The 22,621-nt window shown below is 43.6% G+C and carries 18 protein-coding genes; 7 read left to right on the forward strand and 11 right to left on the reverse strand.

Going from position 1 to position 22,621, the window contains the following annotated elements; genetic code table 11:
- Window positions 1-25 precede the first annotated feature (25 nt).
- The 9 genes from mutT to nadC all read right to left on the reverse strand — a co-directional run bounded on the left by mutT (window position 26) and on the right by nadC (window position 7,690).
- On the reverse strand, window positions 26-430 hold the full coding sequence (mutT, locus tag E5A76_RS18070; RefSeq protein WP_045068518.1) for an 8-oxo-dGTP diphosphatase MutT: 405 nt from the start codon (window positions 428-430) through the stop codon (window positions 26-28).
- A gap of 4 nt (window positions 431-434) precedes the next feature.
- Window positions 435-656, reverse strand: a complete 222-nt coding sequence (gene yacG / locus E5A76_RS18075) for a DNA gyrase inhibitor YacG (RefSeq protein WP_045063164.1) — start codon at window positions 654-656, stop codon at window positions 435-437.
- A 7-nt stretch (window positions 657-663) separates the two neighbouring features.
- Window positions 664-1,410 carry a cell division protein ZapD gene (gene zapD, locus E5A76_RS18080; protein WP_161119768.1) on the reverse strand — a complete coding sequence of 249 codons (747 nt, stop codon included), beginning with the start codon at window positions 1,408-1,410 and terminating at the stop codon, window positions 664-666.
- Window positions 1,411-1,474: 64 nt separating this feature from the next.
- Entirely contained in the window at window positions 1,475-2,080 is a 606-nt protein-coding gene (coaE, locus tag E5A76_RS18085; protein ID WP_161119769.1) for a dephospho-CoA kinase, read from the reverse strand.
- Between the two features lie 3 nt (window positions 2,081-2,083).
- Window positions 2,084-2,953, reverse strand: a complete 870-nt coding sequence (locus E5A76_RS18090) for a prepilin peptidase (protein WP_161119770.1) — start codon at window positions 2,951-2,953, stop codon at window positions 2,084-2,086.
- 88 nt (window positions 2,954-3,041) lie between these two features.
- Entirely contained in the window at window positions 3,042-4,265 is a 1,224-nt protein-coding gene (locus tag E5A76_RS18095) for a type II secretion system F family protein (RefSeq protein WP_061014207.1), read from the reverse strand.
- A 44-nt stretch (window positions 4,266-4,309) separates the two neighbouring features.
- Window positions 4,310-5,995 carry a type IV-A pilus assembly ATPase PilB gene (pilB, locus tag E5A76_RS18100; RefSeq protein WP_161119771.1) on the reverse strand — a complete coding sequence of 562 codons (1,686 nt, stop codon included), beginning with the start codon at window positions 5,993-5,995 and terminating at the stop codon, window positions 4,310-4,312.
- 7 nt (window positions 5,996-6,002) lie between these two features.
- Entirely contained in the window at window positions 6,003-6,455 is a 453-nt protein-coding gene (locus tag E5A76_RS18105) for a pilin (protein WP_161119772.1), read from the reverse strand.
- Window positions 6,456-6,802: 347 nt separating this feature from the next.
- Complete coding sequence (nadC, locus tag E5A76_RS18110; RefSeq protein WP_161119773.1) at window positions 6,803-7,690, reverse strand: carboxylating nicotinate-nucleotide diphosphorylase; 888 nt, start codon at window positions 7,688-7,690, stop codon at window positions 6,803-6,805.
- A 201-nt stretch (window positions 7,691-7,891) separates the two neighbouring features.
- On the opposite strand from nadC, the gene ampD reads away from it, so the two are divergent.
- The 5 genes from ampD (at window position 7,892) to lpdA (ending at window position 15,796) form a co-directional block, all read left to right on the forward strand.
- Window positions 7,892-8,437, forward strand: coding sequence for a 1,6-anhydro-N-acetylmuramyl-L-alanine amidase AmpD (gene ampD / locus E5A76_RS18115; RefSeq protein WP_161119774.1), 546 nt, complete (start codon window positions 7,892-7,894; stop codon window positions 8,435-8,437).
- A gap of 321 nt (window positions 8,438-8,758) precedes the next feature.
- Window positions 8,759-9,532 carry a pyruvate dehydrogenase complex transcriptional repressor PdhR gene (gene pdhR / locus E5A76_RS18120; protein ID WP_008987925.1) on the forward strand — a complete coding sequence of 258 codons (774 nt, stop codon included), beginning with the start codon at window positions 8,759-8,761 and terminating at the stop codon, window positions 9,530-9,532.
- Between the two features lie 70 nt (window positions 9,533-9,602).
- On the forward strand, window positions 9,603-12,269 hold the full coding sequence (aceE, locus tag E5A76_RS18125; protein ID WP_053988075.1) for a pyruvate dehydrogenase (acetyl-transferring), homodimeric type: 2,667 nt from the start codon (window positions 9,603-9,605) through the stop codon (window positions 12,267-12,269).
- Between the two features lie 14 nt (window positions 12,270-12,283).
- Window positions 12,284-14,170: a pyruvate dehydrogenase complex dihydrolipoyllysine-residue acetyltransferase gene (gene aceF / locus E5A76_RS18130; RefSeq protein WP_161119775.1), complete on the forward strand. Its 1,887-nt coding sequence runs from the start codon at window positions 12,284-12,286 to the stop codon at window positions 14,168-14,170.
- A 195-nt stretch (window positions 14,171-14,365) separates the two neighbouring features.
- Window positions 14,366-15,796: a dihydrolipoyl dehydrogenase gene (gene lpdA, locus E5A76_RS18135; RefSeq protein ID WP_008987928.1), complete on the forward strand. Its 1,431-nt coding sequence runs from the start codon at window positions 14,366-14,368 to the stop codon at window positions 15,794-15,796.
- 71 nt (window positions 15,797-15,867) lie between these two features.
- Here the strand turns inward: lpdA and E5A76_RS18140 are convergent, their stop codons facing one another.
- The gene (locus tag E5A76_RS18140) at window positions 15,868-17,787 is read right to left on the reverse strand and encodes a methyl-accepting chemotaxis protein (RefSeq protein ID WP_161119776.1); all 1,920 of its coding nucleotides are present in this window, start codon (window positions 17,785-17,787) and stop codon (window positions 15,868-15,870) included.
- Between the two features lie 381 nt (window positions 17,788-18,168).
- On the opposite strand from E5A76_RS18140, the gene acnB reads away from it, so the two are divergent.
- Window positions 18,169-20,766, forward strand: a complete 2,598-nt coding sequence (gene acnB / locus E5A76_RS18145) for a bifunctional aconitate hydratase 2/2-methylisocitrate dehydratase (RefSeq protein ID WP_161119777.1) — start codon at window positions 18,169-18,171, stop codon at window positions 20,764-20,766.
- Between the two features lie 81 nt (window positions 20,767-20,847).
- On the opposite strand, the gene E5A76_RS18150 is transcribed toward acnB, so the two are convergent.
- Window positions 20,848-21,981: a glycerate kinase gene (locus tag E5A76_RS18150; protein WP_161119778.1), complete on the reverse strand. Its 1,134-nt coding sequence runs from the start codon at window positions 21,979-21,981 to the stop codon at window positions 20,848-20,850.
- A 188-nt stretch (window positions 21,982-22,169) separates the two neighbouring features.
- Between E5A76_RS18150 and E5A76_RS18155 the strand changes: the two genes are divergently transcribed.
- Window positions 22,170-22,538 carry a YacL family protein gene (locus tag E5A76_RS18155; protein ID WP_053988080.1) on the forward strand — a complete coding sequence of 123 codons (369 nt, stop codon included), beginning with the start codon at window positions 22,170-22,172 and terminating at the stop codon, window positions 22,536-22,538.
- Window positions 22,539-22,621: the final 83 nt, after the last annotated feature.

A 22,621-nucleotide genomic window follows, 5' to 3' on the forward strand; every position in this document is an offset into this window, starting at 1 on the left:
AACTTATTTATTTGTAAGTAAATGATTAAGCGAAACAGCGTTGGATTTTTTCAAGTACAGGCGTATTCGCTTCAGGGAAGGCATAATCAGCGAGTTGGTTAATTGCTACCCATTCGCCCGGTTGTCCCTCTTTACCAAAAGCTTCACCATTAAATTGGTGAATAAGAAAGAAATCAAACTTTAGTGATTTATCGGGATAGTCATGAGCAAGGGCAATAAAAGGTTCTACCGTTGTTGCTTCAATACCGACTTCTTCGTGTAATTCACGGATCACTGCTTGCTCTGCCGTTTCGCCTGCTTCGACTTTACCGCCTGCAAACTCCCAGAATCCACCCTGATGGGCTTTATCTGCACGTCGAGTAATAAAGATATGCTTTTTATCGCTATCTAAAATAATGCCCGCAGCAATCCAAATTTGCTTTTTATCCATGTGATCAGTAACCCATATCTTCAGACCAGCCATCAGAATCAGATAGATCTGGTGCGCCTGGAATTGATTTTTCTTCGTCTGCCCATTCACCTAAATCGATAAGTTGGCAACGCTTACAGCAAAAAGGACGAAATGGACTCTGCTCACCCCATACCACATCAGTTTTACAGGTTGGACATTTCACGACAGTGATATTGTCGTTGGTATTGGTTGTAGATTGAGACACAAAAACCTCAGCAAATAGCTAGTTTGAATTCAAGATCACTTGCAACAGGTTCACCTTCGGTAAAAGGTGAAAAACGGATCGCAAAGCGATTACGGTGTCCCGATATCATAGGATAAACGCCGTCTTCAGCGCAAATTTCTAGCCTTAGTAAACAGGCATCTTCAGCATCGTATTGAAAGAAGCCATTACGGGCATGATGGGTTTTATATTGTGCTGTTTCTCGAATCAATTTTAGCCACAGGTTTAAGGCATCTTGCAGTTCGTCTAACTCACCAAGCCATGCTTTCATCGCACTTTGCTTCTCTTCATTAGGCCGGTGTAGCCAGTGATGCAGTGAAGGAAGATCGAAACAACAGCTACCACCAGGGATAGAAAAGCGTTGTTTAATACTAGAAAGGAAACGATCTTCACGCAGGCTTTGACCTAAACGTGGTGATGAAATAAGGGCTTTGTGGGCTTGCTCCATGGCATCGATCATTTGCTGCAGTGCATATTCATCGACACCATCGATATTGAGCCAGCTTTTGAGTTGTTGGCGCTGTTTATCAATGTCTTTGGCTAGATCGGTTTTGACTTGGACTTGATCAAGGATCTCTAGCAAATCAAACAGTGCATTAAAGAAGATTTTATATTGCCATGGATCGTTTTGGTTACTGCTGTGCTGCATTTGTCGCAAGAGATAATCAAGACGTAAATAGATACGGACTTTCTCCGTTAAAGGGTGTTCATAGCGCGTGATTTGCGAAGTTTGCATAAGGGGATTACCAAACAGGAACCAAGTTAAGAATAAGAATTATCAGTGGTTAGACAAAATATTACTACTGATCTTGGCTCATTTTGAGATATTGCAGGTGAAGTTGCTCTACTTGCGAAACAAGGGCTTTATTATCACCATTGTTAGTGATGACATCATCAGCGGCATCAAGTCGTTGCTCGCGAGAAGCTTGGCTCGCTAAAATGTTTTTGATCTGCTCAATCGAGACATTATCACGTTGCTGGGTACGCTCTATTTGTACCTGTTCGTCCACATCAACAACCAGTAAACGGTGAGTCATGGTTTGCAGATTATTTTCCACCATCAGTGGCACAACCAAAAGGCAATAAGGGGATTGACTTTGGTTGATGTCTTGCTGCATTTTTTCGCGGATCAATGGATGAAGTAAATTATTCAGCCATGCCTTTAACTCTGGTTGGCTAAAAATAGCATCGCGTAACTTGGCACGATTTAACGTACCATCTTCAAGTAAGATCTCTTTGCCACACTTTTCAATAATGGCGTTTAGGCCAGAGGTGTTGGGTTCAACCACTTCTCTAGCGACAATATCAGCATCAATAATATCGATGCCGTAGGTGTCTGCAAAAAGGTTAGCAACCGTAGTTTTACCGCTACCAATACCACCTGTTAGGCCAATAACAAGGCTCATTAATTACATTCCTAAGTATGATGTTAAATACCAGTTGATGATTGGTGCGCCCCAAAGCATTGCGATCCATCCAGCAATCGCAAGGTAAGGACCAAATGAGAATGGGGTTTGGTTATCAGCGTCTTGCATCTTAAGTAATACAAGACCACATAGCGCACCGACAAGAGATGATAATAACACAACGAAAGGCAGTAATTGCCAACCAAGCCATGCACCTAATGCGGCAAGTAGTTTGAAGTCACCGTAGCCCATGCCATCTTTTTTAGTTAGCAGTTTAAATACCCAGAACACACTCCATAGCGATAAATAACCTGCCATCGCACCGATCACTGAATCGGTTAACGATACAGGGCTAATACCAACTACTGACAACAAGATACCCGCCCACATTAATGGTAAGGTGATTTGATCGGGCAGTAGCATTTTATCGATGTCGATAAAAGTTAGTGCAATTAATGCGAAGGTAAAAAAGATCACTGCCAGTGACCACCATGATGGTGGCAACATCAATGATACGGTTAAGCTCATAGCTGCTGTTAGTAACTCAATGGCAGGGTAGCGCTTACTGATCGGTGCTTTGCATTCTTTGCATTTGCCACCGAGTACGAGCCAACTGATCACAGGAATATTTTCTAGTGCGCTAATAGCGTGGTTACAGTGCGGGCAGCGTGAACGTGGCAAACTTAAATTAAATACGCTGTCGTCTTGCTCTGCGTTGATTTCAGGAAAACACTCTTGGCATTCTTTACGCCATTGACGCTCCATCATGATAGGCAAGCGATAGATCACCACATTTAAAAAACTACCGACAAGCAAACCAAAAATAACGGCAAAAAGAGGGTAAAGCCAAGGGTAATAATCAAGTACTGCCATGAGAGGATCTCTTAAAAATGATGAAGTTATTGTAAGGCAATCGGCTAGGTGATCCTAGCCGATGGAAGGGGAGATAAGTAAAAAAGAATTAACCGATAACGCTCATTAAGGTGAAGATTGGCATATACATCGCCACCAGTAAGCCACCGATCAAGCCACCTAGAATTATGATAATGAACGGTTCTAAAATTTGGCCAAGGTTATCAACGGTATTATCGACATCGGCTTCATAGATTTGCGCCATTTTATTAAGCATGTCATCAAGCGCACCAGATTCTTCCCCGATCATCACCATTTGCAGCATCAGTTCTGGAAAAACGCCTGACTGACGTAGGGCTAAATACAATGGCATGCCGCCAGCGGTACTTTCATAAACTTCTTCAATGGCTCTTTCAATGTATAAGTTGCCACAGGTTCTCCCTGCTGATTGAATGCCTGATAGCAGCGGAATACCTGCCATAAAAGTGGTTGCCAAAGTGCGGGCAAAACGGGCAATGGTGGCTTTGAGTAATACATCACCAAAGATAGGCAGTTTTAATACAAACTTATTGGATTTATAGCGAAAATCGTCCGATTTTTTATAAAAATAACGGTAGAGAAAAACAATTGATGCAATACCTATTGCCATGTAGGTGCCATAGGCAATAAGGAAATCTGACGCATGCATGACGATTTGGGTAAAGAAAGGCAATTCAGCACCAAAGCTTGAAAATATCTGCGCAAATTGCGGGATAACAAAAACCAGCATTAGAACAGTGACCAGCACAGCCGTTAGCATAACCATGGATGGGTAAATCATGGCTTTGATAACTTTTTTACGCATTGCTTCATTTTTTTCACGGTAAACCGCAATACGGGCAAAGACTTGTCCGAGGTGACCGGTTTGCTCACCGGTTGCGACTAAATCACAGTAGAATTTATCAAATAGTGGCGAGCTGGAGCGCATGGCGCTGGAAAGGGAAGCGCCCGATTCTACTTGGGTTGTAATTTGCAATAAGGTGGCGCGCATTTCAGCTTTGTTATAACTGCTCGCCATTAACTGCAATGCTTGAACAACAGGAACACCGGATTCAATCATGGTGGCAAGCTGGCGAGTTACCGCTGTTATATCTTCCCCTTTCATTTGGTCGCGCATTTTTGCCAAAATCGAAGGTGATGTTTTCTTTATTTTTTTAATAATGATCTTTTGTTCAAGCAGTTGTTGGCGAACTTCTTGTTCTTGAAAGCCTAATGTGGTGCCTGAAACTTTACGCCCTGCTTGGTTGGTTCCACGCCAGTTGTAGTAGCGAATTTTAGTGGCAGCTGTACTCATAAGCGGGACTCTCTATTAATATCCATATCAAAAGAAAATTATTATTAAAGCTGTAACACTCGTTGCAGTTCAGACAGGCTGGTTACGCCTTCAAGTAACTTCTCGACGCCTGAATCTTTTAAGCGCTGCATGCCTTGTTTAACAGCAATATCTTCCAGTTGTAATGCAGTGGCATTCGCCATTAAGGCTTCGGCTATTTCGCGGCTAAATACCATCACTTCATAAATACCGACACGTCCGGCATAGCCTTTATTACAATCATCACAGCCTGCATTATTGGCTTGATAAACCGTGGTATTGAGTGGCACGTTTAAGCGCTGGCAAGTGATTTCATCTAGCGGATGAGGGTGTTTACAGCTTTTACATAAACGACGGGCAAGACGCTGGGCAATGATTAAGCTCAGCGATGAAGCGAGGTTAAAATCTTCTACCCCCATATTGGTTAAACGGGTAATGGTTTCAGCAGCAGAGTTAGTATGTAGGGTTGATAATACCAAGTGACCGGTTTGAGCGGCTTTTACCGCAATAGAGGCGGTTTCTAAATCTCGGATCTCACCGACCATCACGATGTCAGGGTCTTGGCGCAAAAATGAACGCAGCGCATCGGCAAAACTTAAACCTACTTGCTGATTAATTTGTACTTGGTTAATACCGGGTAGGTTAATTTCTACCGGATCTTCGGCAGTAGAAATATTGCGCTCATCGGTATTTAAAATATTTAGCCCGGTATAAAGCGAAACAGTTTTACCGCTACCAGTTGGGCCTGTGATTAATATCATCCCTTGTGGGCGTTCAAGGGCGGTTAAATAATCGGATTTTTGCTTATCGTTGTAACCGAGAATATTGATATCAAGATTCGCTGAAGAGCTATCTAAGATCCGCAGTACCACTTTTTCACCCCACAGTGTCGGTAGGGTAGATACACGCAAATCTATCGCTAAGGTATCTGATAGTTTTAACTTGATACGTCCATCTTGTGGTTGGCGACGTTCGGCAATGTTGAGTTTCGACATCACCTTTAAACGGGTGGATAAACGGCGTGATAAACTTGCTGGTGGCGTTAAGTGCTGATGCAGTATACCGTCACAGCGAAAACGAATACGGTAGTTATGCTCGTAGGGTTCAAAGTGAATATCGGACGCTTTTCGACGTACCGCATCTAATAACACTTGGTTGATATAACGGGTAACAGGGGCGCTGTCTTGGGTTAAATCGGTCGCTTCATCAAGTTCGGCATCGCTGATATCTACTAGTTCACCTAAATCGGCGTCACTGACTTGTTTGCTATGGCTGGTTTCACCAATATCGCTACCATAAACACGGCGAATGGCAGATTCTAACTGTTTGTTTTCTAAAATTAGAAATTCAACGGTTTTACCCACTGCAAAACGAAATTCGTCTTGCGCATCCATGTTGGTAGGATCGCTGACACCTAAAAATAAGCTGTTGGCATCTTGGGTTAATGGTAGGGCACGATGACGTAGGACTAATTCACGTTGGTAAACACTTTGACAGCAACCGTCATAGTCGTAGTGGTGAACATCGACTTTTTGTAGCCCAAATAAATTCGCTAAGTTATCGGCTAAATCTACATCGCTTAATATTCCTAAACGGGTTAAGGCGGTCGGGACGTTAATCCCTTCCGCCGTCACAAACTCGACCACTTGTTGTTCTTGCTCTAGGCTAATGAGATTAGCTTGAGCTAAGATGGATGCGAGATTGGTTTGCATTCCTTAATTAGCCTGCCGCCGGTGGATCTGCTGGTTCTTCTGGCGCCGCTGCTTGTGGGCAGCCATTTAGTGTAATACCAGATATATTATCTCCAGCAAGAGCACATGCCCAACCATCATCCGTTTTTGTCCATGTCACTGTTGCATTTATAGCTGATGTTGATTCTAGCTCAACTTCGATAGAGCCATTCTGAGAATTATCAACAGGTGCTAATGTAATTTTACCTAAAGAAAATGTAGGTTTTTTAATTTCAGTAGCATCATCTGCAGGGAATGAACCATTATCAGCAATATATTGCTCTACAGGTGTTTTTAGTGCTGTTGCAGTGGAAAGTGCTGACGCTAAAGCTCCTTTTTTAACGTAATCTTGATATGCTGGAATCGCAATTGCAGAAAGCACACCGATAACCGCCACCACGATCATCAATTCAATAAGCGTAAAACCTTGTTGTCTTTTCATTTCTCTGTCCTTAAGTAACAAAATAATAAATGCGTTAACTTCATAAATTCGCGAATGGAATTAAGTTCAGGATAGAGGCTTTACTGTTAGAGTGAATAACGAAAAAGAGATAGCTCGGTGCGGGTTAAAAAAAAATATTGAGTGTTGCATAAGTTGCAACATTCAAAGCGAGTAACCGCGCGTAATTACATGTGATTTTTATAAAATTCAGTAAGATGTGAGATAGAAAGAGAAAAATCAGTAGTTATTCTTCTCTTTCTTTATAAATAGATGTGTCATTTAAATAAAAGGGTCATATAACTCTGTTAGTGCAAGTTATATGCTTGAGTGTATTATTTAGAACACCTTTATTTGAAACGCATGGAAAGATCCATGGCTTTGACGTGTTTAGTCAGTGCGCCTACCGAAATATAATCAACGCCCGTTTCGGCACACTCTCGGATATTGCTAAGGGTAATATCACCTGAGTTTTCTAATGCCACACGTCCTGCGTTAAATGCTACCGCTTCACGCATCATCTCTAAATTAAAGTTATCCAGCATTACAATGTCAGCGCCTGCTTCAATGGCTTGTTTTAGTTCATCAAGGCTTTCAGTTTCCACTTCTACAGGTTTGTTTGGGTTCAGCTGCTTGGCTGTAGTAATGGCTTGTTTAATACCGCCACAGGCAATGATGTGGTTTTCTTTAATAAGGTACGCATCAAATACACCGATACGATGATTAAAGCCGCCGCCACAGGTTACGGCATATTTTAATGCGCTGCGAAGCCCTGGAATGGTTTTACGGGTATCAAGCAAACGAGTATTAGTGCCTTCCAGTTGCTTAACATATTGTGCGGTTAAGGTGGCACAGCCTGACAGGGTTTGGATAAAGTTCATCGCATTACGCTCGCCTGTTAGCAGAATGCGAGAAGGGCCAGATAGGGTACACAAGGTTTGATTTGGCTCGACTACATCACCATCTTCTACGTGCCATTTAATGGTGACTTCACCACCTAATTGTTTAAACACTTCATCAGCCCACATTTTGCCGCAGAACACACCGTGTTCACGGGTAATAATGGTCGCAACGCCTTGGCTATCGGCTGGGATTAATCCTGCGGTAATGTCGAGGTTAGGATCGATCTCGCCACCAAGATCTTCACGTAGCGTATCTGCAACAGTACGAGTGATTTCTAGAGGTAGAAGTTGTTTCAGGTAGGCAAGGCGAGCACTGCTGTCGTGTTTGTGTTCCATATCTAATGCGGTATCCATTACAGGTTTTGCAGCTAAACTATGCTGCGGATCATGGCTAAATCATACCGTGAGATAGTGTAGGGATAAAGTAAAGAAGGGTTAATCCCATGTTAACCGTGATTGTTTGGATGTTTATACTCAAACCTGTTGGGTATATATTCCTATCTAATTTTAGTGACTCAATAGAGATGAAGGTGAACTATGACGTTAATGATTAATGATGATCATTGGGTAACAACGGCAAGGTGTGTACCGTCACCTTTTTGTGATACTCGACCTGCAGATGAAATGTCGTTGCTGGTGGTGCATAACATCAGTTTGCCGCCGGGTAAGTTTGGTGGATCTTATATTGAGCAATTGTTCACGGGGAAATTAAATCCTAACGATGATCCGTATTTTGAGATCATTCATCAATTTCGCGTCTCAGCTCACTGTTTGATTCGCCGTGATGGTGAGATAGTGCAGTTCGTGCCGTTTAACCAACGCGCATGGCATGCTGGAATATCAAAATTTGAAGAACGTGATAAGTGCAATGATTTTTCGATTGGTATTGAGCTAGAAGGGACGGATAATATCCCTTATACCGATGAACAATACCAAATATTAACTAAGTTAACTCAAGTGTTGATGTCTAGGTATCCAGCAATTACACGAGAGCGTGTTACAGGCCATGAGTTTATTGCGCCAGGACGCAAGACGGATCCTGGGTTGTCTTTTGACTGGTTACGTTTTAAAAATAAGCTTTAAAAGCATAGTTATTAGACTAAAGTTTTATTTACGTATGGAAATTGGTCAAATTGGTAAGACCAATTTTCATCGTTTCTCTTCTTATTTGTCATACTTTTCGTTACCTTCCTGTATCTGGCTTTGAATGACTAATGTATTAGTAATAAGTCAGGTTTTTAAATTTTTGTTAAAACCACCTGCGTTCTATGATTTCAATCAAGTTGTGTGTGGACATCCTCGATTATTTCTGTACACTTTGCTGCTATAAATTAATTGGTAATACCAATTATCCGATGATTCGGACTTTATGAAACGGGTTTTATACAAGAAGCGTCGATAACAATGACTTATAAACGCATTAAACAACCTAAGCTTTCCGATGCTATTGAGCAGGAGTTGGAGCGCTTGATCCTAGAAGGGATTTTATCTCCGGGTCAGCAATTACCTCCAGAGCGAGAGTTGGCAAAACAATTCGATGTTTCCCGTCCATCCGTTCGTGAAGCGATCCAACGTTTAGAGGCAAAACATTTGCTCACTCGTCGTCAAGGCGGCGGGACATTCGTCAAAGAAAAGTTGTGGCAAAGTTTTTCAGAGCCTTTATTGGATTTGTTAGCGACTCATCCGGAAACACAATTAGATTTATTGGAATCTCGCCATGCGCTTGAGGGATTAGCCTCTTATTTTGCGGCATTGCGAGGTAACGACGAAGATTTTGTCCGCATTCGAGATTGTCACCAGCGCATTCAAGAGGCGCAGCAGCAAGGGGATTTACCGGCTGAAGCCTCTGCTGTGATGCAATATCTGATTGCGGTAACAGAATCTGCTCATAACGTGGTGTTGCTACACATTATTCGCAGCTTAGCACCATTGCTTGAGCAAAACGTATTACAAAATTTCGAACTCCTAAACCGCCGACCTGAAGTGGTGGAGAAAGTAAGAAAGCACCGAGCTAATATTGTGCAGGCGATTGTTTCTGGTGAACCAGAAAAGGCCCGTGAAGCATCGCACGCACATTTGGCTTACATCGAGGAAACCTTGTTGGATTTATCGCGTGAAGATAGCAGACGTGAACGCTCTCTTCGTCGGATTCAACAGCGCAAGGACGGGCTAGAGTAAAGCATCCCTAATTTACTGCTTAACCTAGTCGCGACATTGTTAGTAGATTATCAACGAAAGGATAGATCGCATGTCTGAAGTCATGAAAAATGACGTGGATGTACTGGAAACTCAAGATTGGCTAGAAGCGCTTGAATCAGTCGTTCGTGAAGAAGGTGTAGAACGCGCACAGTTCTTACTTGAAACAGTGTTAGAAAAAGCTCGTTTAGATGGTGTTGATATGCCAACTGGCATCACAACGAACTACATCAACACTATTCCTGCAGCACAAGAACCAGCATACCCAGGTGATGTAACATTAGAGCGTCGTATCCGTTCTATCATCCGTTGGAACGCAATCATGATCGTTCTACGTGCTTCTAAGAAAGATTTAGACCTAGGTGGCCACATGGCTTCTTACCAGTCTGCATCTGCTTTCTACGAAGTATGTTTCAACCACTTCTTCCGTGCGCCTAACGACGTTGATGGCGGCGACTTAGTGTACTACCAAGGTCACATCTCTCCAGGGATTTACTCTCGTGCGTTTGTTGAAGGTCGTCTAACTGAAGAGCAGCTAGATAACTTCCGTCAAGAAGTTGATGGTAAAGGTATTCCTTCATACCCACACCCTAAACTAATGCCTGAATTCTGGCAGTTCCCTACTGTATCTATGGGGCTAGGTCCAATTTCTGCGATCTACCAAGCTCGTTTCCTTAAGTACCTTGAAGGCCGTGGTCTTAAAGATACTTCTGCTCAGCGCGTATACGCGTTCTTGGGCGATGGTGAGATGGATGAGCCAGAATCACGTGGTGCTATTTCTTTCGCTGCGCGTGAGAAGCTAGACAACCTATGTTTCCTAATCAACTGTAACCTACAGCGTCTAGACGGCCCAGTAATGGGTAACGGTAAGATCATTCAAGAGCTTGAAGGTCTATTTAAAGGTGCTGGCTGGAACGTTGTTAAGGTTATCTGGGGCAACAACTGGGATGCACTATTAGCGAAAGATACGTCTGGTAAGCTTCTACAGCTTATGAACGAGACTATCGATGGTGACTACCAAACATTCAAATCTAAAGATGGTGCATACGTACGTGAGCACTTCTTTGGTAAGTACCCTGAAACAGCAGCACTTGTTTCTGACATGACTGATGAGCAAATCTTCGAATTGAAGCGTGGTGGTCACGATTCTTCGAAACTATTTGCTGCATTTAACAATGCAAAAGAAACAAGCGGTAAGCCAACTGTGATCCTAGCTAAGACTGTTAAAGGTTACGGCATGGGTGAAGCAGCAGAAGGTAAGAACATCGCTCACGGTGTTAAGAAGATGGACATGACTCACGTTCAATACCTACGTGATCGTCTAGGTCTACAAGATCTCATTTCTGACGAAGAAATTAAGTCTCTGCCTTACCTAAAACTAGAAGAAGGCTCTGCTGAGTTTAACTACCTACACGCTCGTCGTGATGCGCTACACGGTTACACACCTAAGCGTAATCCTAAGTTTACTCAAGAATTCCAAGTGCCTGAGCTTGAAGCATTTGCGCCACTACTTACTGAGCAGAAGCGTGAAATCTCAACGACTATGGCTTACGTTCGTGCGCTAAACATTCTTCTTAAAGATAAAGCGATCGGTAAGAACATCGTTCCAATTATCTGTGACGAAGCACGTACATTCGGTATGGAAGGTCTGTTCCGTCAGGTTGGTATCTACAACCCTGAAGGTCAAACTTACACGCCAGAAGATAAAGGCATCGTTTCTTTCTACAAAGAAGCGACATCTGGTCAGGTACTGCAAGAAGGTATCAACGAACTAGGTTCAATGGCATCTTGGGTTGCTGCTGCAACATCTTACAGCACCAACGATCTACCAATGATCCCATTCTACATCTACTACTCAATGTTCGGTTTCCAACGTATTGGTGACATGGCATGGCTAGCAGGTGACCAACAAGCACGTGGCTTCCTATTAGGTGCTACTGCTGGTCGTACAACACTGAACGGTGAAGGTCTACAGCACGAAGATGGTCACAGCCACATTCTTGCAAACACAGTACCAAACTGTATTTCTTACGACCCAACATTCGCTTACGAGCTAGCAGTCATTATGCAAGATGGTATCCGCCGTATGTACGGTGAGAACCAAGAAAACATTTACTACTACCTAACAGTGATGAACGAAAACTACGCAATGCCAGCAATGCCAGAAGGCGCTGAAGAAGGCATTCGTAAGGGTATTTATAAGCTTGAGTCTCACGCTGGTGATAAAGCTAAAGTTCAGCTAATGAGCTCTGGTACTATCATGAACGAAGTACGTAAAGCGGCTGAGATCCTAAGCGCAGAGTACGGTGTAGCGTCTGATGTTTACTCTGTAACATCATTCAACGAACTGACTCGTGATGGTCAAGATTGTGAGCGTTACAACATGCTTCACCCAACTGCAGAGAAGAAGGTTCCTTACCTAACAACTGCTATGGGTTCTGAGCCTGCAATCGCTGCAACTGACTACATGAAGAACTACGCTGAGCAAGTACGTGCATTCATGCCATCAGAATCTTTCAAGGTTCTTGGTACTGACGGTTTCGGTCGTTCTGACAGCCGTGCAAACCTACGTCGTCACTTCGAAGTGAACGCAGGTTACGTAGTTGTAGCTGCACTTTCTGAACTAGCTAAACGTGGCGATATCGATAGCTCTGTAGTTGTAGACGCAATTGCTAAATTCGACATCGACGCTGACAAGATCAACCCGCTATACGCATAAGAGGCAAAAGAAAAATGGCAATCGAAATTAATGTACCAGACATCGGTGCGGATGAGGTTGAAGTAACTGAGATCCTTGTTAGCGTTGGCGACAAGGTTGAAGAAGAGCAATCACTGATCACTGTTGAAGGCGATAAAGCTTCAATGGAAGTTCCTGCTTCTCAAGCGGGTATCGTTAAAGAAATCAAAGTTGCTGAAGGCGATACGGTTTCTACTGGTTCTCTAATCATGATTTTCGAAGCCGAGGGTGCAGCTGACGCTGCACCTGCTCCTGCGGCTGAAGTAGCGCCTGCTGCTCCAGCTCCAGCAGCAGCGGCTGAACTGAAAGAAGTTCACGTTCCAGATATCGGTGGTGATGAAGTTGAATGTACTGAAATCATGGTATCTGTTGGCGATACAGTAGAAGAAGAGCAATCTCTAATTACTGTTGAAGGTGACAAGGCTTCTATGGAAGTACCTGCACCGTTCGCTGGTACAGTTAAAGAAATCAAAATCGCAGAAGGCGACAAGGTTTCTACTGGTTCTCTAATCATGGTATTTGAAGTGGCTGGCTCTGCACCTGCGGCAGCACCTGTAGCTCAAGCGGCTGCGCCTGCTCCAGCAGCACCTGCGGCATCTGCAGCGAAAGAAGTTAACGTTCCAGATATCGGTGGCGACGAAGTAGAAGTTACTGAAATCATGGTCGCTGTTGGCGATACAGTGGAAGAAGAGCAATCTCTAATCACTGTTGAAGGTGACAAGGCTTCTATGGAAGTACCTGCACCATTCGCTGGCACAGTTAAAGAAATCAAGATCGCAGAAGGCGACAAGGTTTCTACTGGCTCACTAATCATGGTATTTGAGGTTGCTGGTGCAGCACCTGCAGCGACTCCTGTAGCTCAAGCGGCAGCGCCTGCTCCTGCAGCAGCACCTGCGGCGGCTCCAGCAAAAGCTGAAGCACCTGCAGCAACAGGTGAGTTCGTTGAAAACAACGAATACGCACACGCATCACCAGTTGTTCGCCGTCTAGCACGTGAGTTCGGTGTTAACCTTGCGAAAGTTAAAGGTACTGGCCGTAAGAACCGCGTTCTTAAAGAAGACGTTCAAAACTTCGTTAAAGATGCACTTAAGCGTCTTGAGTCTGGTGCTGGTGCATCAGGTAAAGGCGATGGCGCAGCGCTTGGTCTACTACCTTGGCCGAAAGTTGATTTCAGCAAGTTTGGTGAGACTGAAGTTAAGCCACTATCTCGCATTAAGAAGATCTCTGGTGCAAACCTACACCGTAACTGGGTAATGATCCCTCACGTTACACAGTGGGATAACGCAGACATCACTGCGCTTGAAGCATTCCGTAAAGAGCAAAACGCGATTGAAGCGAAGAAAGACTCTGGCATGAAGATCACACCACTTGTGTTCATCATGAAAGCGGCTGCTAAAGCACTTGAAGCATTCCCTTCATTCAACTCTTCTCTATCTGACGATGGTGAGAGCTTGATCCTGAAGAAATACGTGAACATCGGTATCGCAGTAGATACGCCAAACGGTCTAGTTGTTCCTGTATTTAAAGATGTGAACAAGAAAGGTATCTACGAGCTATCTGAAGAGCTAATGGCTGTTTCTAAGAAAGCACGTGCTGGTAAGCTAACTGCATCTGACATGCAAGGCGGCTGTTTCACTATCTCTAGCCTTGGTGGCTTAGGTGGTACTGCATTCACACCAATCGTGAACGCACCAGAAGTAGGTATCCTAGGTGTATCTAAGTCTGAAATGAAACCTGTATGGAACGGTAAAGAGTTTGAACCGCGTCTACAGCTTCCACTATCACTATCATACGATCACCGTGTGATTGATGGTGCTGAAGGTGCGCGCTTCATCACTTACCTAAATGGTTGTCTATCTGACATTCGCCGTTTAGTACTATAAGGTTTCACATCCACAACGCCATGCCTACAGTGCGTAGGCATGGAATTGTTGTGTAGCTCACAGGCTGCGGTAATTTATTTTTCACCTTGTTAACAGGTCTGTAGACTTGTTATTCATCTGAAAGATAAACGTATATAAATACGTAAAAGTTACCTGATAGCTTGTTAGGGATATAAGACTTACAACGAGGTCATAATGAGTAAAGAAATTAAAGCCCAGGTAGTGGTGTTGGGTTCAGGCCCTGCGGGTTACTCTGCTGCATTCCGTTGCGCTGACTTAGGTCTAGATACGGTTCTAATTGAAAAATTCAACACACTAGGTGGTGTATGTCTTAACGTGGGTTGTATCCCATCGAAAGCACTACTTCACGTAGCGAAAGTTATCGAAGAAGCTAAAGCAATGGCTGAGCATGGCGTTGTTTTTGGCGAACCACAAACTGACATCAACAAGATCCGTCTGTGGAAAGATAAGGTAATTACTCAGCTAACTGGCGGTCTTGGCGGTATGGCTAAGATGCGTAAAGTTAACGTTGTTAACGGTTACGGTAAATTTACTGGTCCTAACACGATTGTTGTTGAAGGTGCTGACGGTCAAACGACTGTTAACTTCGATAACGCTATCGTAGCTGCGGGTTCTCGCCCAATTGAACTTCCGTTCATTCCTCATCACGACCCACGTATTTGGGATTCAACTGATGCGCTTGAGCTAAAAGAAGTACCTGAGAAACTGCTTGTAATGGGCGGTGGTATCATCGGTCTTGAAATGGGTACGGTTTACCATGCACTAGGTTCTCAAATCGACGTTGTTGAAATGTTCGATCAAGTGATCCCTGCTGCTGATAAAGATATCGTTAAAGTATTTACTAAGCGTATCGAGAAGAAATTCAACCTGATGCTTGAAACTAAAGTAACAGCAGTTGAAGCAAAAGAAGACGGTATCTACGTAACAATGGAAGGCAAGAAAGCGCCTGCTGAGCCTGTACGTTACGATGCTGTTCTTGTTGCTATCGGTCGTGTACCAAACGGTAAACTGATTGATGCTGAGAAAGCGGGCATCAATGTTGACGAGCGTGGTTTCATCAATGTTGATAAGCAAATGCGTACCAATGTTTCTCACATCCACGCTATCGGTGATATCGTAGGTCAACCTATGCTTGCTCACAAAGGTGTGCATGAAGGTCACGTAGCGGCTGAAGTTATCTCTGGTAAGAAGCACTACTTTGATCCTAAAGTTATTCCTTCAATTGCTTACACTGAGCCAGAAGTTGCTTGGGTTGGTAAGACTGAAAAAGAAGCGAAAGCAGAAGGTATCAACTACGAAGTTGCGACTTTCCCATGGGCTGCATCAGGTCGTGCAATCGCATCTGACTGTGCTGACGGTATGACGAAGATGATCTTCGACAAAGACACGCACCGTGTTATCGGTGGTGCTATCGTTGGTACTAACGGTGGTGAACTTCTAGGTGAAATCGGTCTAGCGATCGAGATGGGTTGTGATGCTGAAGATATCGCATTAACTATCCACGCTCACCCAACACTACACGAATCTGTTGGTCTTGCAGCTGAAGTATTTGAAGGTTCTATCACTGACCTTCCAAATGCAAAAGCAGTTAAGCGTAAGAAGTAATTACTACTTTTTATGACAATAAAAAAGCGCCTCAGGGCGCTTTTTTGTTATCTCAATTTTGTTGTTCGCCATTACAACTTAAACGTACTCACCATATGATCCAGACGTTGCGATAGCTGACGCAATGCTTGGCTTGAATCAGCCAGTTGTGCTGCGGTATCTGCGGTCATTTGGGTTGTTTCGTTGATCTCTTCAATATTACAATTGATATCTTGTACCACGGTTGATTGCTCTTCTGTCGCAGTAGCTACTTGGGTATTCATATCAGCAATTAAGCTAATGCGCTCAGAAATCGCAATTAAGGCGGTAGATGCTTGATCTGATGCTGAGACACCATCTTCTGATAGTTGACGACTTTGCTCCATCGCTGTCACTGCATTAGAAGCTTCTTGTTGAAGTCGGTTGATCATTGCTTGAATTTCATCAGTTGAATCAGCAGTTCGGCTAGCAAGGCTTCTTACTTCATCGGCAACCACTGCAAACCCGCGACCTTGTTCACCTGCACGTGCCGCTTCAATGGCTGCATTTAACGCAAGTAAATTGGTTTGCTCTGAGATCCCTCGGATCACATCTAAAATGCTGCCAATTGATTGGGTATTGCTTGCCAGTGAATCAATCACTTCACTGACTTGGCTAATATCTGATGACAATTGATTAATGGTGTTGCGGGCTTGTCCAACGACAGTTTGACCATCATGGGTTTGTTGCTCTGCTTGTTGGGTAGATTCAGCAGCTAGGGCGGCATTGCTGGCAATTTCATTGACTGTTGCACCCATTTCATTAATCGCGGTGACAACTTGCAGGGTTCGGTCGCGTTGGCTATGGCTATTATCTAGTGTCATCTGTGCCTGATGAGCAACCGATTCGGCAGCTTGGCGGAGTGAGTTACCGGTTTCGGCGACTTCTGTTACCGAGTGGTGGATCTTACCGATAAAGCCATTAAAGCCTGCTGATAACTGTGCAAGTTCATCATTACCTTCCACTGTTAAACGGTGGCGTAGATCGCCATCACCTTCACCTAAGTCTTTAAACATTGCAGCTAGTCTTTGGATCGGGCGAGTAATACTGCTGGCAAGGAAGATAGCAATTACAATGAAAATCGCAGCAATAACACAGGTAAGGAGTATCACTTGATTACGAATGTGGGTGAGTGCAGCATAGGCCTCTTTTTTCGGCAGCTCACCAATGACATACCAATCCATGGCTGGAATATAACTAGATGCTAAGAACACTTCTTCGTTGTTATTTAGGGTTTCTACCACACTGAAACTTTGCTTATTTAATAATTTAGATGCGATGTTAGAGTTAAACAATGTGGTGAGAGAGTTGTTATTTAGCATCATGTTGTTATCTCGGTGGATCTTTACTGTGCCACGACCGTCAACTAAATAAACAAATCCAGTCTCTTCAATTTTGAATTGGCTAATAAAGCTTGCCATATTATTGAGCGATTTTGATAAGCCAGCAAGGGTATCGCCGTGGGTTTGTTGGTAATTAACAAACAGTTTTACCTCACCATTATTTTCTCTAAAAATGCTGAGTGTGCGGGCTTGATTACTCTTAATTGCATCATAAAACCATGGGTCTTGCTGTGGTGTTAATTGGCGTAAAAAGCCGTTTTGATTCCAGTAGTCGCCATTATGACGGTTAGCGATTGATACATCTAACAGATGATATTGGCTTTGAATGTTTTGTAATTCTTGTACTAAGCGTGATTTATCTTGTGGTGCTTTATCGCTTAATACGCTTTCGATGACATAGCTATTATTTGCTAGTTGTTCGGCTGCAGATTGGATTTGTGTGACTTCTTTTTCAACATTGTTTCGGATCTGATGCAGGATCGCAGGGAGCTCTAGATCTAAGATACGAGTGGAAATGGCATCACGAACCTTACTTTGGCTAATGATACTGACTAAAGCGGTTGAGGCTAATACAGCAAGGGTAATTGCGAGTATCAGTTTGGTTTTGATACTTAAATGTTTGTAGTTCATAAAGCGACTTATATTTATGAGCAATGATCTCACCGTAGGAGTAACGGTAATGCCATTTTTCGGTGAATGTGAAAATACGCATTTATGTATCTGCTTGTATGTTGCAAAACTTTAGTGAATTAGCTCACTAAAATGGATATTTAATGCGAAATTGGAATTGAAGTTATAAACAAGATTCTTTCTAAAATGTGAATGTTGTAAAAAAGCAGTAGTTTTTAACTTAACGTTAAAAATGGTATGATGTTTATACAGATCTGATCTCTACTAAATGGTTTTTGCTCAGAAGGTATTTGGCAAAACAAGATTGATAAGAATCCAGAGATCATTTACTTCCAAGGATGTCTAGCCGCTAGAGCTAGGCCGTAATATGAGGAATATGTCGTGCTTGAAGCCTACCGTAAACACGTCGAAGAGCGTGCTGCTGAAGGGGTTGTTGCTAAACCATTGGATGCTGAACAAGTTGCCGCTCTTGTTGAGTTATTAAAGAACCCGCCAGCAGGCGAAGAAAGTGTTCTACTAGATTTATTAGAAAATCGTATTCCCCCTGGTGTTGATGAAGCCGCTTATGTGAAAGCCGGTTTCCTTACTGCTATCACTAAAGGTGAAGCGCAATCGCCACTCGTCAGTAAAGAAAAAGCGGCTGAACTGCTTGGTACAATGCAAGGTGGTTACAACATCGAACCTTTAATTGCATTACTGGATGATGAATCACTTGCGCCGATTGCTGTTAAAGCACTCTCTCATACGTTACTGATGTTTGATGCTTTCTACGATGTAGAAGAAAAAGCGAAAGCTGGTAATGCATTTGCTCAACAAGTTCTACAATCATGGGCTGATGCTGAGTGGTTCTTATCAAAACCTGCACTGGCTGAAAAAATCACCCTGACTGTCTTTAAAGTGACAGGTGAAACCAACACTGATGACTTATCACCTGCACCTGATGCATGGTCTCGCCCTGATATCCCACTACACGCCCTTGCGATGCTGAAGAATGAGCGTGATGGCATCGTGCCTGATCAAGCAGGCTCTGTGGGTCCAATTAAGCAAATCGAAGCACTGAAAGAAAAAGGTCACCAATTAGTGTACGTAGGTGATGTTGTAGGTACGGGTTCATCTCGTAAGTCTGCAACGAACTCAGTGCTTTGGTTTATGGGTGATGATATTCCTTATGTACCAAACAAGCGTGCTGGTGGTTATGTACTAGGTGGAAAGATCGCACCTATCTTCTTCAATACGATGGAAGATGCTGGCGCATTGCCAATTGAGGTAGATGTAACGAAACTGGCAATGGGTGATGTGATTGATGTATACCCATTTAAAGGTGAAGTACGTCGTCACGATAGCGATGAGCTTGTGTCTACCTTTGAGCTAAAAACTGATGTACTGATTGATGAAGTTCGTGCTGGTGGTCGTATTCCATTGATCATCGGTCGTGGCCTGACAGATCGTGCCCGTCAATCATTAGGTTTACCATCATCTGAAATCTTCCGTCGGCCAGTGGCAGTAGAAGATAGCGGTAAAGGTTACACGCTTGCTCAGAAGATGGTAGGTAAAGCGTGTGGGGTTGAAGGTGTTCGTCCGGGCACTTACTGTGAGCCTAAGATGACAACGGTAGGCTCGCAAGATACCACCGGTCCTATGACTCGTGATGAGTTAAAAGACTTAGCGTGTCTTGGCTTTTCTGCAGAGCTTACGATGCAGTCGTTCTGTCACACCTCAGCTTATCCAAAACCGATTGATGTCAATACGCACCATACCTTACCTGATTTCATCATGAATCGTGGTGGTGTATCACTTCGCCCGGGTGATGGTGTGATTCACTCATGGCTAAACCGTATGCTACTGCCTGATACTGTAGGTACTGGTGGTGACTCACATACCCGTTTCCCATTAGGTATCTCATTCCCAGCAGGCTCTGGTCTTGTTGCTTTTGCTGCGGCAACTGGTGTTATGCCGTTGGATATGCCTGAATCAATCTTGGTTCGCTTTAAAGGTGAGATGCAAGAGGGGATCACGCTGCGTGATCTGGTTCATGCGATCCCGTATTACGCGATTCAGCAAGGTCTACTGACGGTAGAGAAAGCAGGTAAGATCAACGAATTCTCTGGTCGAGTACTTGAGATCGAAGGTGTTGAGCACCTAACGGTTGAGCAAGCATTTGAGCTGTCAGATGCATCGGCAGAGCGAAGTGCAGCAGGTTGTACAGTTAAGCTTTCTCAAGAGTCGATTGCAGAATACTTAAACTCAAACATCGTGATGCTGAAGTGGATGATCTCTGAAGGTTACGGCGATCGTCGTACCATTGAGCGTCGTATTACTGCGATGGAAGAGTGGCTAGCTAATCCTGAGCTAATGACCGCAGATAGCGATGCAGAATATGCTCACGTGATTGAAATTGATTTGGCTGAGATCAATGAGCCAATTCTATGTGCGCCAAACGATCCGGATGATGCGCGTTTACTGTCTGACGTTCAAGGTACACAAATTGATGAAGTGTTTATCGGTTCATGTATGACGAACATCGGTCACTTCCGTGCGGCAGGTAAACTGCTAGAGAAGTTTGGTGGTCAGCTAGATACGCGTCTATGGGTCGCACCACCAACGAAGATGGATAAAGATCAGCTAACGGAAGAAGGTTACTACGGTATCTTCGGTCGTGCTGGGGTTCGTATCGAAACACCGGGATGTTCATTGTGTATGGGTAACCAAGCACGTGTTGCAGATAAAGCGACGGTGATGTCGACATCAACCCGTAACTTCCCGAACCGTTTAGGTACAGGTGCTAATGTTTACCTATCTTCAGCTGAACTTGCAGCAGTAGGTGCGATTTTAGGTCGTATTCCAACGAAGGAAGAATACCTAGAGTACGCAAAGCAAATTGATGCAACTGCAGCAGATACTTACCGTTACTTAAACTTCCACCGTATGGAAGATTACACTAAGAAAGCGGATGAAGTGATCATTCAACAGCCTGCTTAGTATTGTATCTAATCGCTGATTAAATAATAAAAAACGCCTCGACTTATGATAAGTTCGAGGCGTTTTTGTTTCTTATTCGTATTAGCGAGCTAGAGCATAAATCGCTGCCACATTACGTGCGGTTAGCTCAACGTTGATTGCTGCTTCTGATAGCGCTTCTGCTAGGCTAACCGAGCGTGGCACCACACTGAATACGGCATCAATACCATGTTCATGAACGACATTGCAGTCGTAAGATAAAGAGCCAGCAATGCCAATCACAGGTTTGTTAAAACGTTTTGCTATACGTGCCACACCAATCGGTGTTTTGCCGTGAGTGGTTTGGCTATCAATACGGCCTTCACCGGTGATCACCAAATCAGCCTCTTTGATCACATCCGCTAAGTTAACGGCATCCATCACAATCTCAATGCCAGAACGTAATTGGGCGTTAAATAGACCCAGCAAAGCAGCCCCCATACCGCCAGCTGCTCCTGCGCCTGCCATGTCTTTTACATCTTTACCTAAGTCACGCTTAATGATTTCAGCATAGTGGGCAAGGTTATTATCGAGCTGAGCGATCATTTCAGGCGTTGCGCTTTTTTGAGGACCAAAGACTTGCGACGCGCCTTTTTCTCCACACAATGGGTTATCAACATCACATGCCACTTCGAGCTTTACAGATCTTAAGCGAGGATCAATATTGCTCATATCAATACGGTGTAAGCGATCTAATGCACCACCGCCATAGCTAATTTGCTTATTATTTTCATCGAGAAAACGTATACCTAATGCTTGCGCCATGCCGATACCACCATCGTTAGTGGCACTACCGCCAATGCCGATGATGATGTGTTTAACGCCTTGATCTAATGCGGCAAGAATGAGCTCACCAGTACCAAAGCTGGTGGTCAACATTGGATTGCGTAGATTTGGGCTAACAAGGTGTAAACCTGATGCAGCAGCCATTTCGATAATGGCGGTTTTACCGTCACCCATCAAACCGAAGAAGCCATTGACTTGTTCACCTAACGGCCCGGTTACTGAGTGCTCAATGATGGTGCCGTTGCTGGCATCAACCAGGGATTGCACAGTCCCTTCTCCGCCATCAGCCATTGGCAGTTTAGTGTATTCAGCGTTCGGTATTACTTGGCGAAAACCGTTTTCAATCGCCGTTGCCACTTCCATTGCCGTTAGGCTTTCTTTGTAAGAATCAGGAGCAATAATAATTTTCATAATTTGGGCCTTTCATACGAACCGATTGAATACATTTCTCTTTGTTGTTCTATGGTGTATCACGATTTGTTGAATATAGCGCTATTGAGTTGCATTTATTGAGAAGATCCTGACAATGGGCGACAAGCGTAAGGGCTGGCAATTTATCAGCTTCATCGCAACAAGATCACCTATGAGGAACGAAAGGTATGGATTACGAATTTAAAAAAAATACCTTGGACGGTACTTACCACGCCATTTTTTCTATGGGACATGAAGTTCTGGGGCGCTGGATCATTGATGAGATAGGCAAAGATACCGATAAGCTTGATCTGATCATGGATCAACTTAGTGCAATGAAAAATAGTAGCCAAGAATGGCGTTTAGTCGGTGAAGAGCTGACCCTTTCTCTGCAAGATAATGAAGCATTAGTTCAAGCTAATTGTTTGTTTTCAGAGGAAGAAGAAGATTTTGAAGAAGATCTGCACTTTTATGATGAAGAAAGTTTATCTGTATGTGGATTTGAAGATTTAGCACAAGTTCTTGAAGGGTGGCGTGCTTTTATCCAGCGCTTTTAAACGGGAAATCGTGTTAAAAAAGCGTCATTGATAGAAAACATATTTATGCTTCATGTTAGTGAAAAGGCTGCACTGTAATAGTG

The sequence above is a fragment of the Photobacterium lucens genome (assembly GCF_009873615.1).
GTDB classification, from domain to species: domain Bacteria; phylum Pseudomonadota; class Gammaproteobacteria; order Enterobacterales; family Vibrionaceae; genus Photobacterium; species Photobacterium lucens.

Coding starts and splice junctions, on each gene's coding strand:
- mutT (WP_045068518.1), bottom strand. CDS start 430: ATGGATAAAAAGCAAATTTGGATTGCTGCGGGCATTATTTTAGATAGC.
- zapD (WP_161119768.1), bottom strand. CDS start 1,410: ATGCAAACTTCGCAAATCACGCGCTATGAACACCCTTTAACGGAGAAA.
- coaE (WP_161119769.1), bottom strand. CDS start 2,080: ATGAGCCTTGTTATTGGCCTAACAGGTGGTATTGGTAGCGGTAAAACT.
- E5A76_RS18090 (WP_161119770.1), bottom strand. CDS start 2,953: ATGGCAGTACTTGATTATTACCCTTGGCTTTACCCTCTTTTTGCCGTT.
- E5A76_RS18095 (WP_061014207.1), bottom strand. CDS start 4,265: ATGAGTACAGCTGCCACTAAAATTCGCTACTACAACTGGCGTGGAACC.
- pilB (WP_161119771.1), bottom strand. CDS start 5,995: ATGCAAACCAATCTCGCATCCATCTTAGCTCAAGCTAATCTCATTAGC.
- E5A76_RS18105 (WP_161119772.1), bottom strand. CDS start 6,455: ATGAAAAGACAACAAGGTTTTACGCTTATTGAATTGATGATCGTGGTG.
- nadC (WP_161119773.1), bottom strand. CDS start 7,690: ATGGAACACAAACACGACAGCAGTGCTCGCCTTGCCTACCTGAAACAA.
- ampD (WP_161119774.1), top strand. CDS start 7,892: ATGACGTTAATGATTAATGATGATCATTGGGTAACAACGGCAAGGTGT.
- pdhR (WP_008987925.1), top strand. CDS start 8,759: ATGACTTATAAACGCATTAAACAACCTAAGCTTTCCGATGCTATTGAG.
- aceE (WP_053988075.1), top strand. CDS start 9,603: ATGTCTGAAGTCATGAAAAATGACGTGGATGTACTGGAAACTCAAGAT.
- aceF (WP_161119775.1), top strand. CDS start 12,284: ATGGCAATCGAAATTAATGTACCAGACATCGGTGCGGATGAGGTTGAA.
- lpdA (WP_008987928.1), top strand. CDS start 14,366: ATGAGTAAAGAAATTAAAGCCCAGGTAGTGGTGTTGGGTTCAGGCCCT.
- E5A76_RS18140 (WP_161119776.1), bottom strand. CDS start 17,787: ATGAACTACAAACATTTAAGTATCAAAACCAAACTGATACTCGCAATT.
- E5A76_RS18150 (WP_161119778.1), bottom strand. CDS start 21,981: ATGAAAATTATTATTGCTCCTGATTCTTACAAAGAAAGCCTAACGGCA.
- E5A76_RS18155 (WP_053988080.1), top strand. CDS start 22,170: ATGGATTACGAATTTAAAAAAAATACCTTGGACGGTACTTACCACGCC.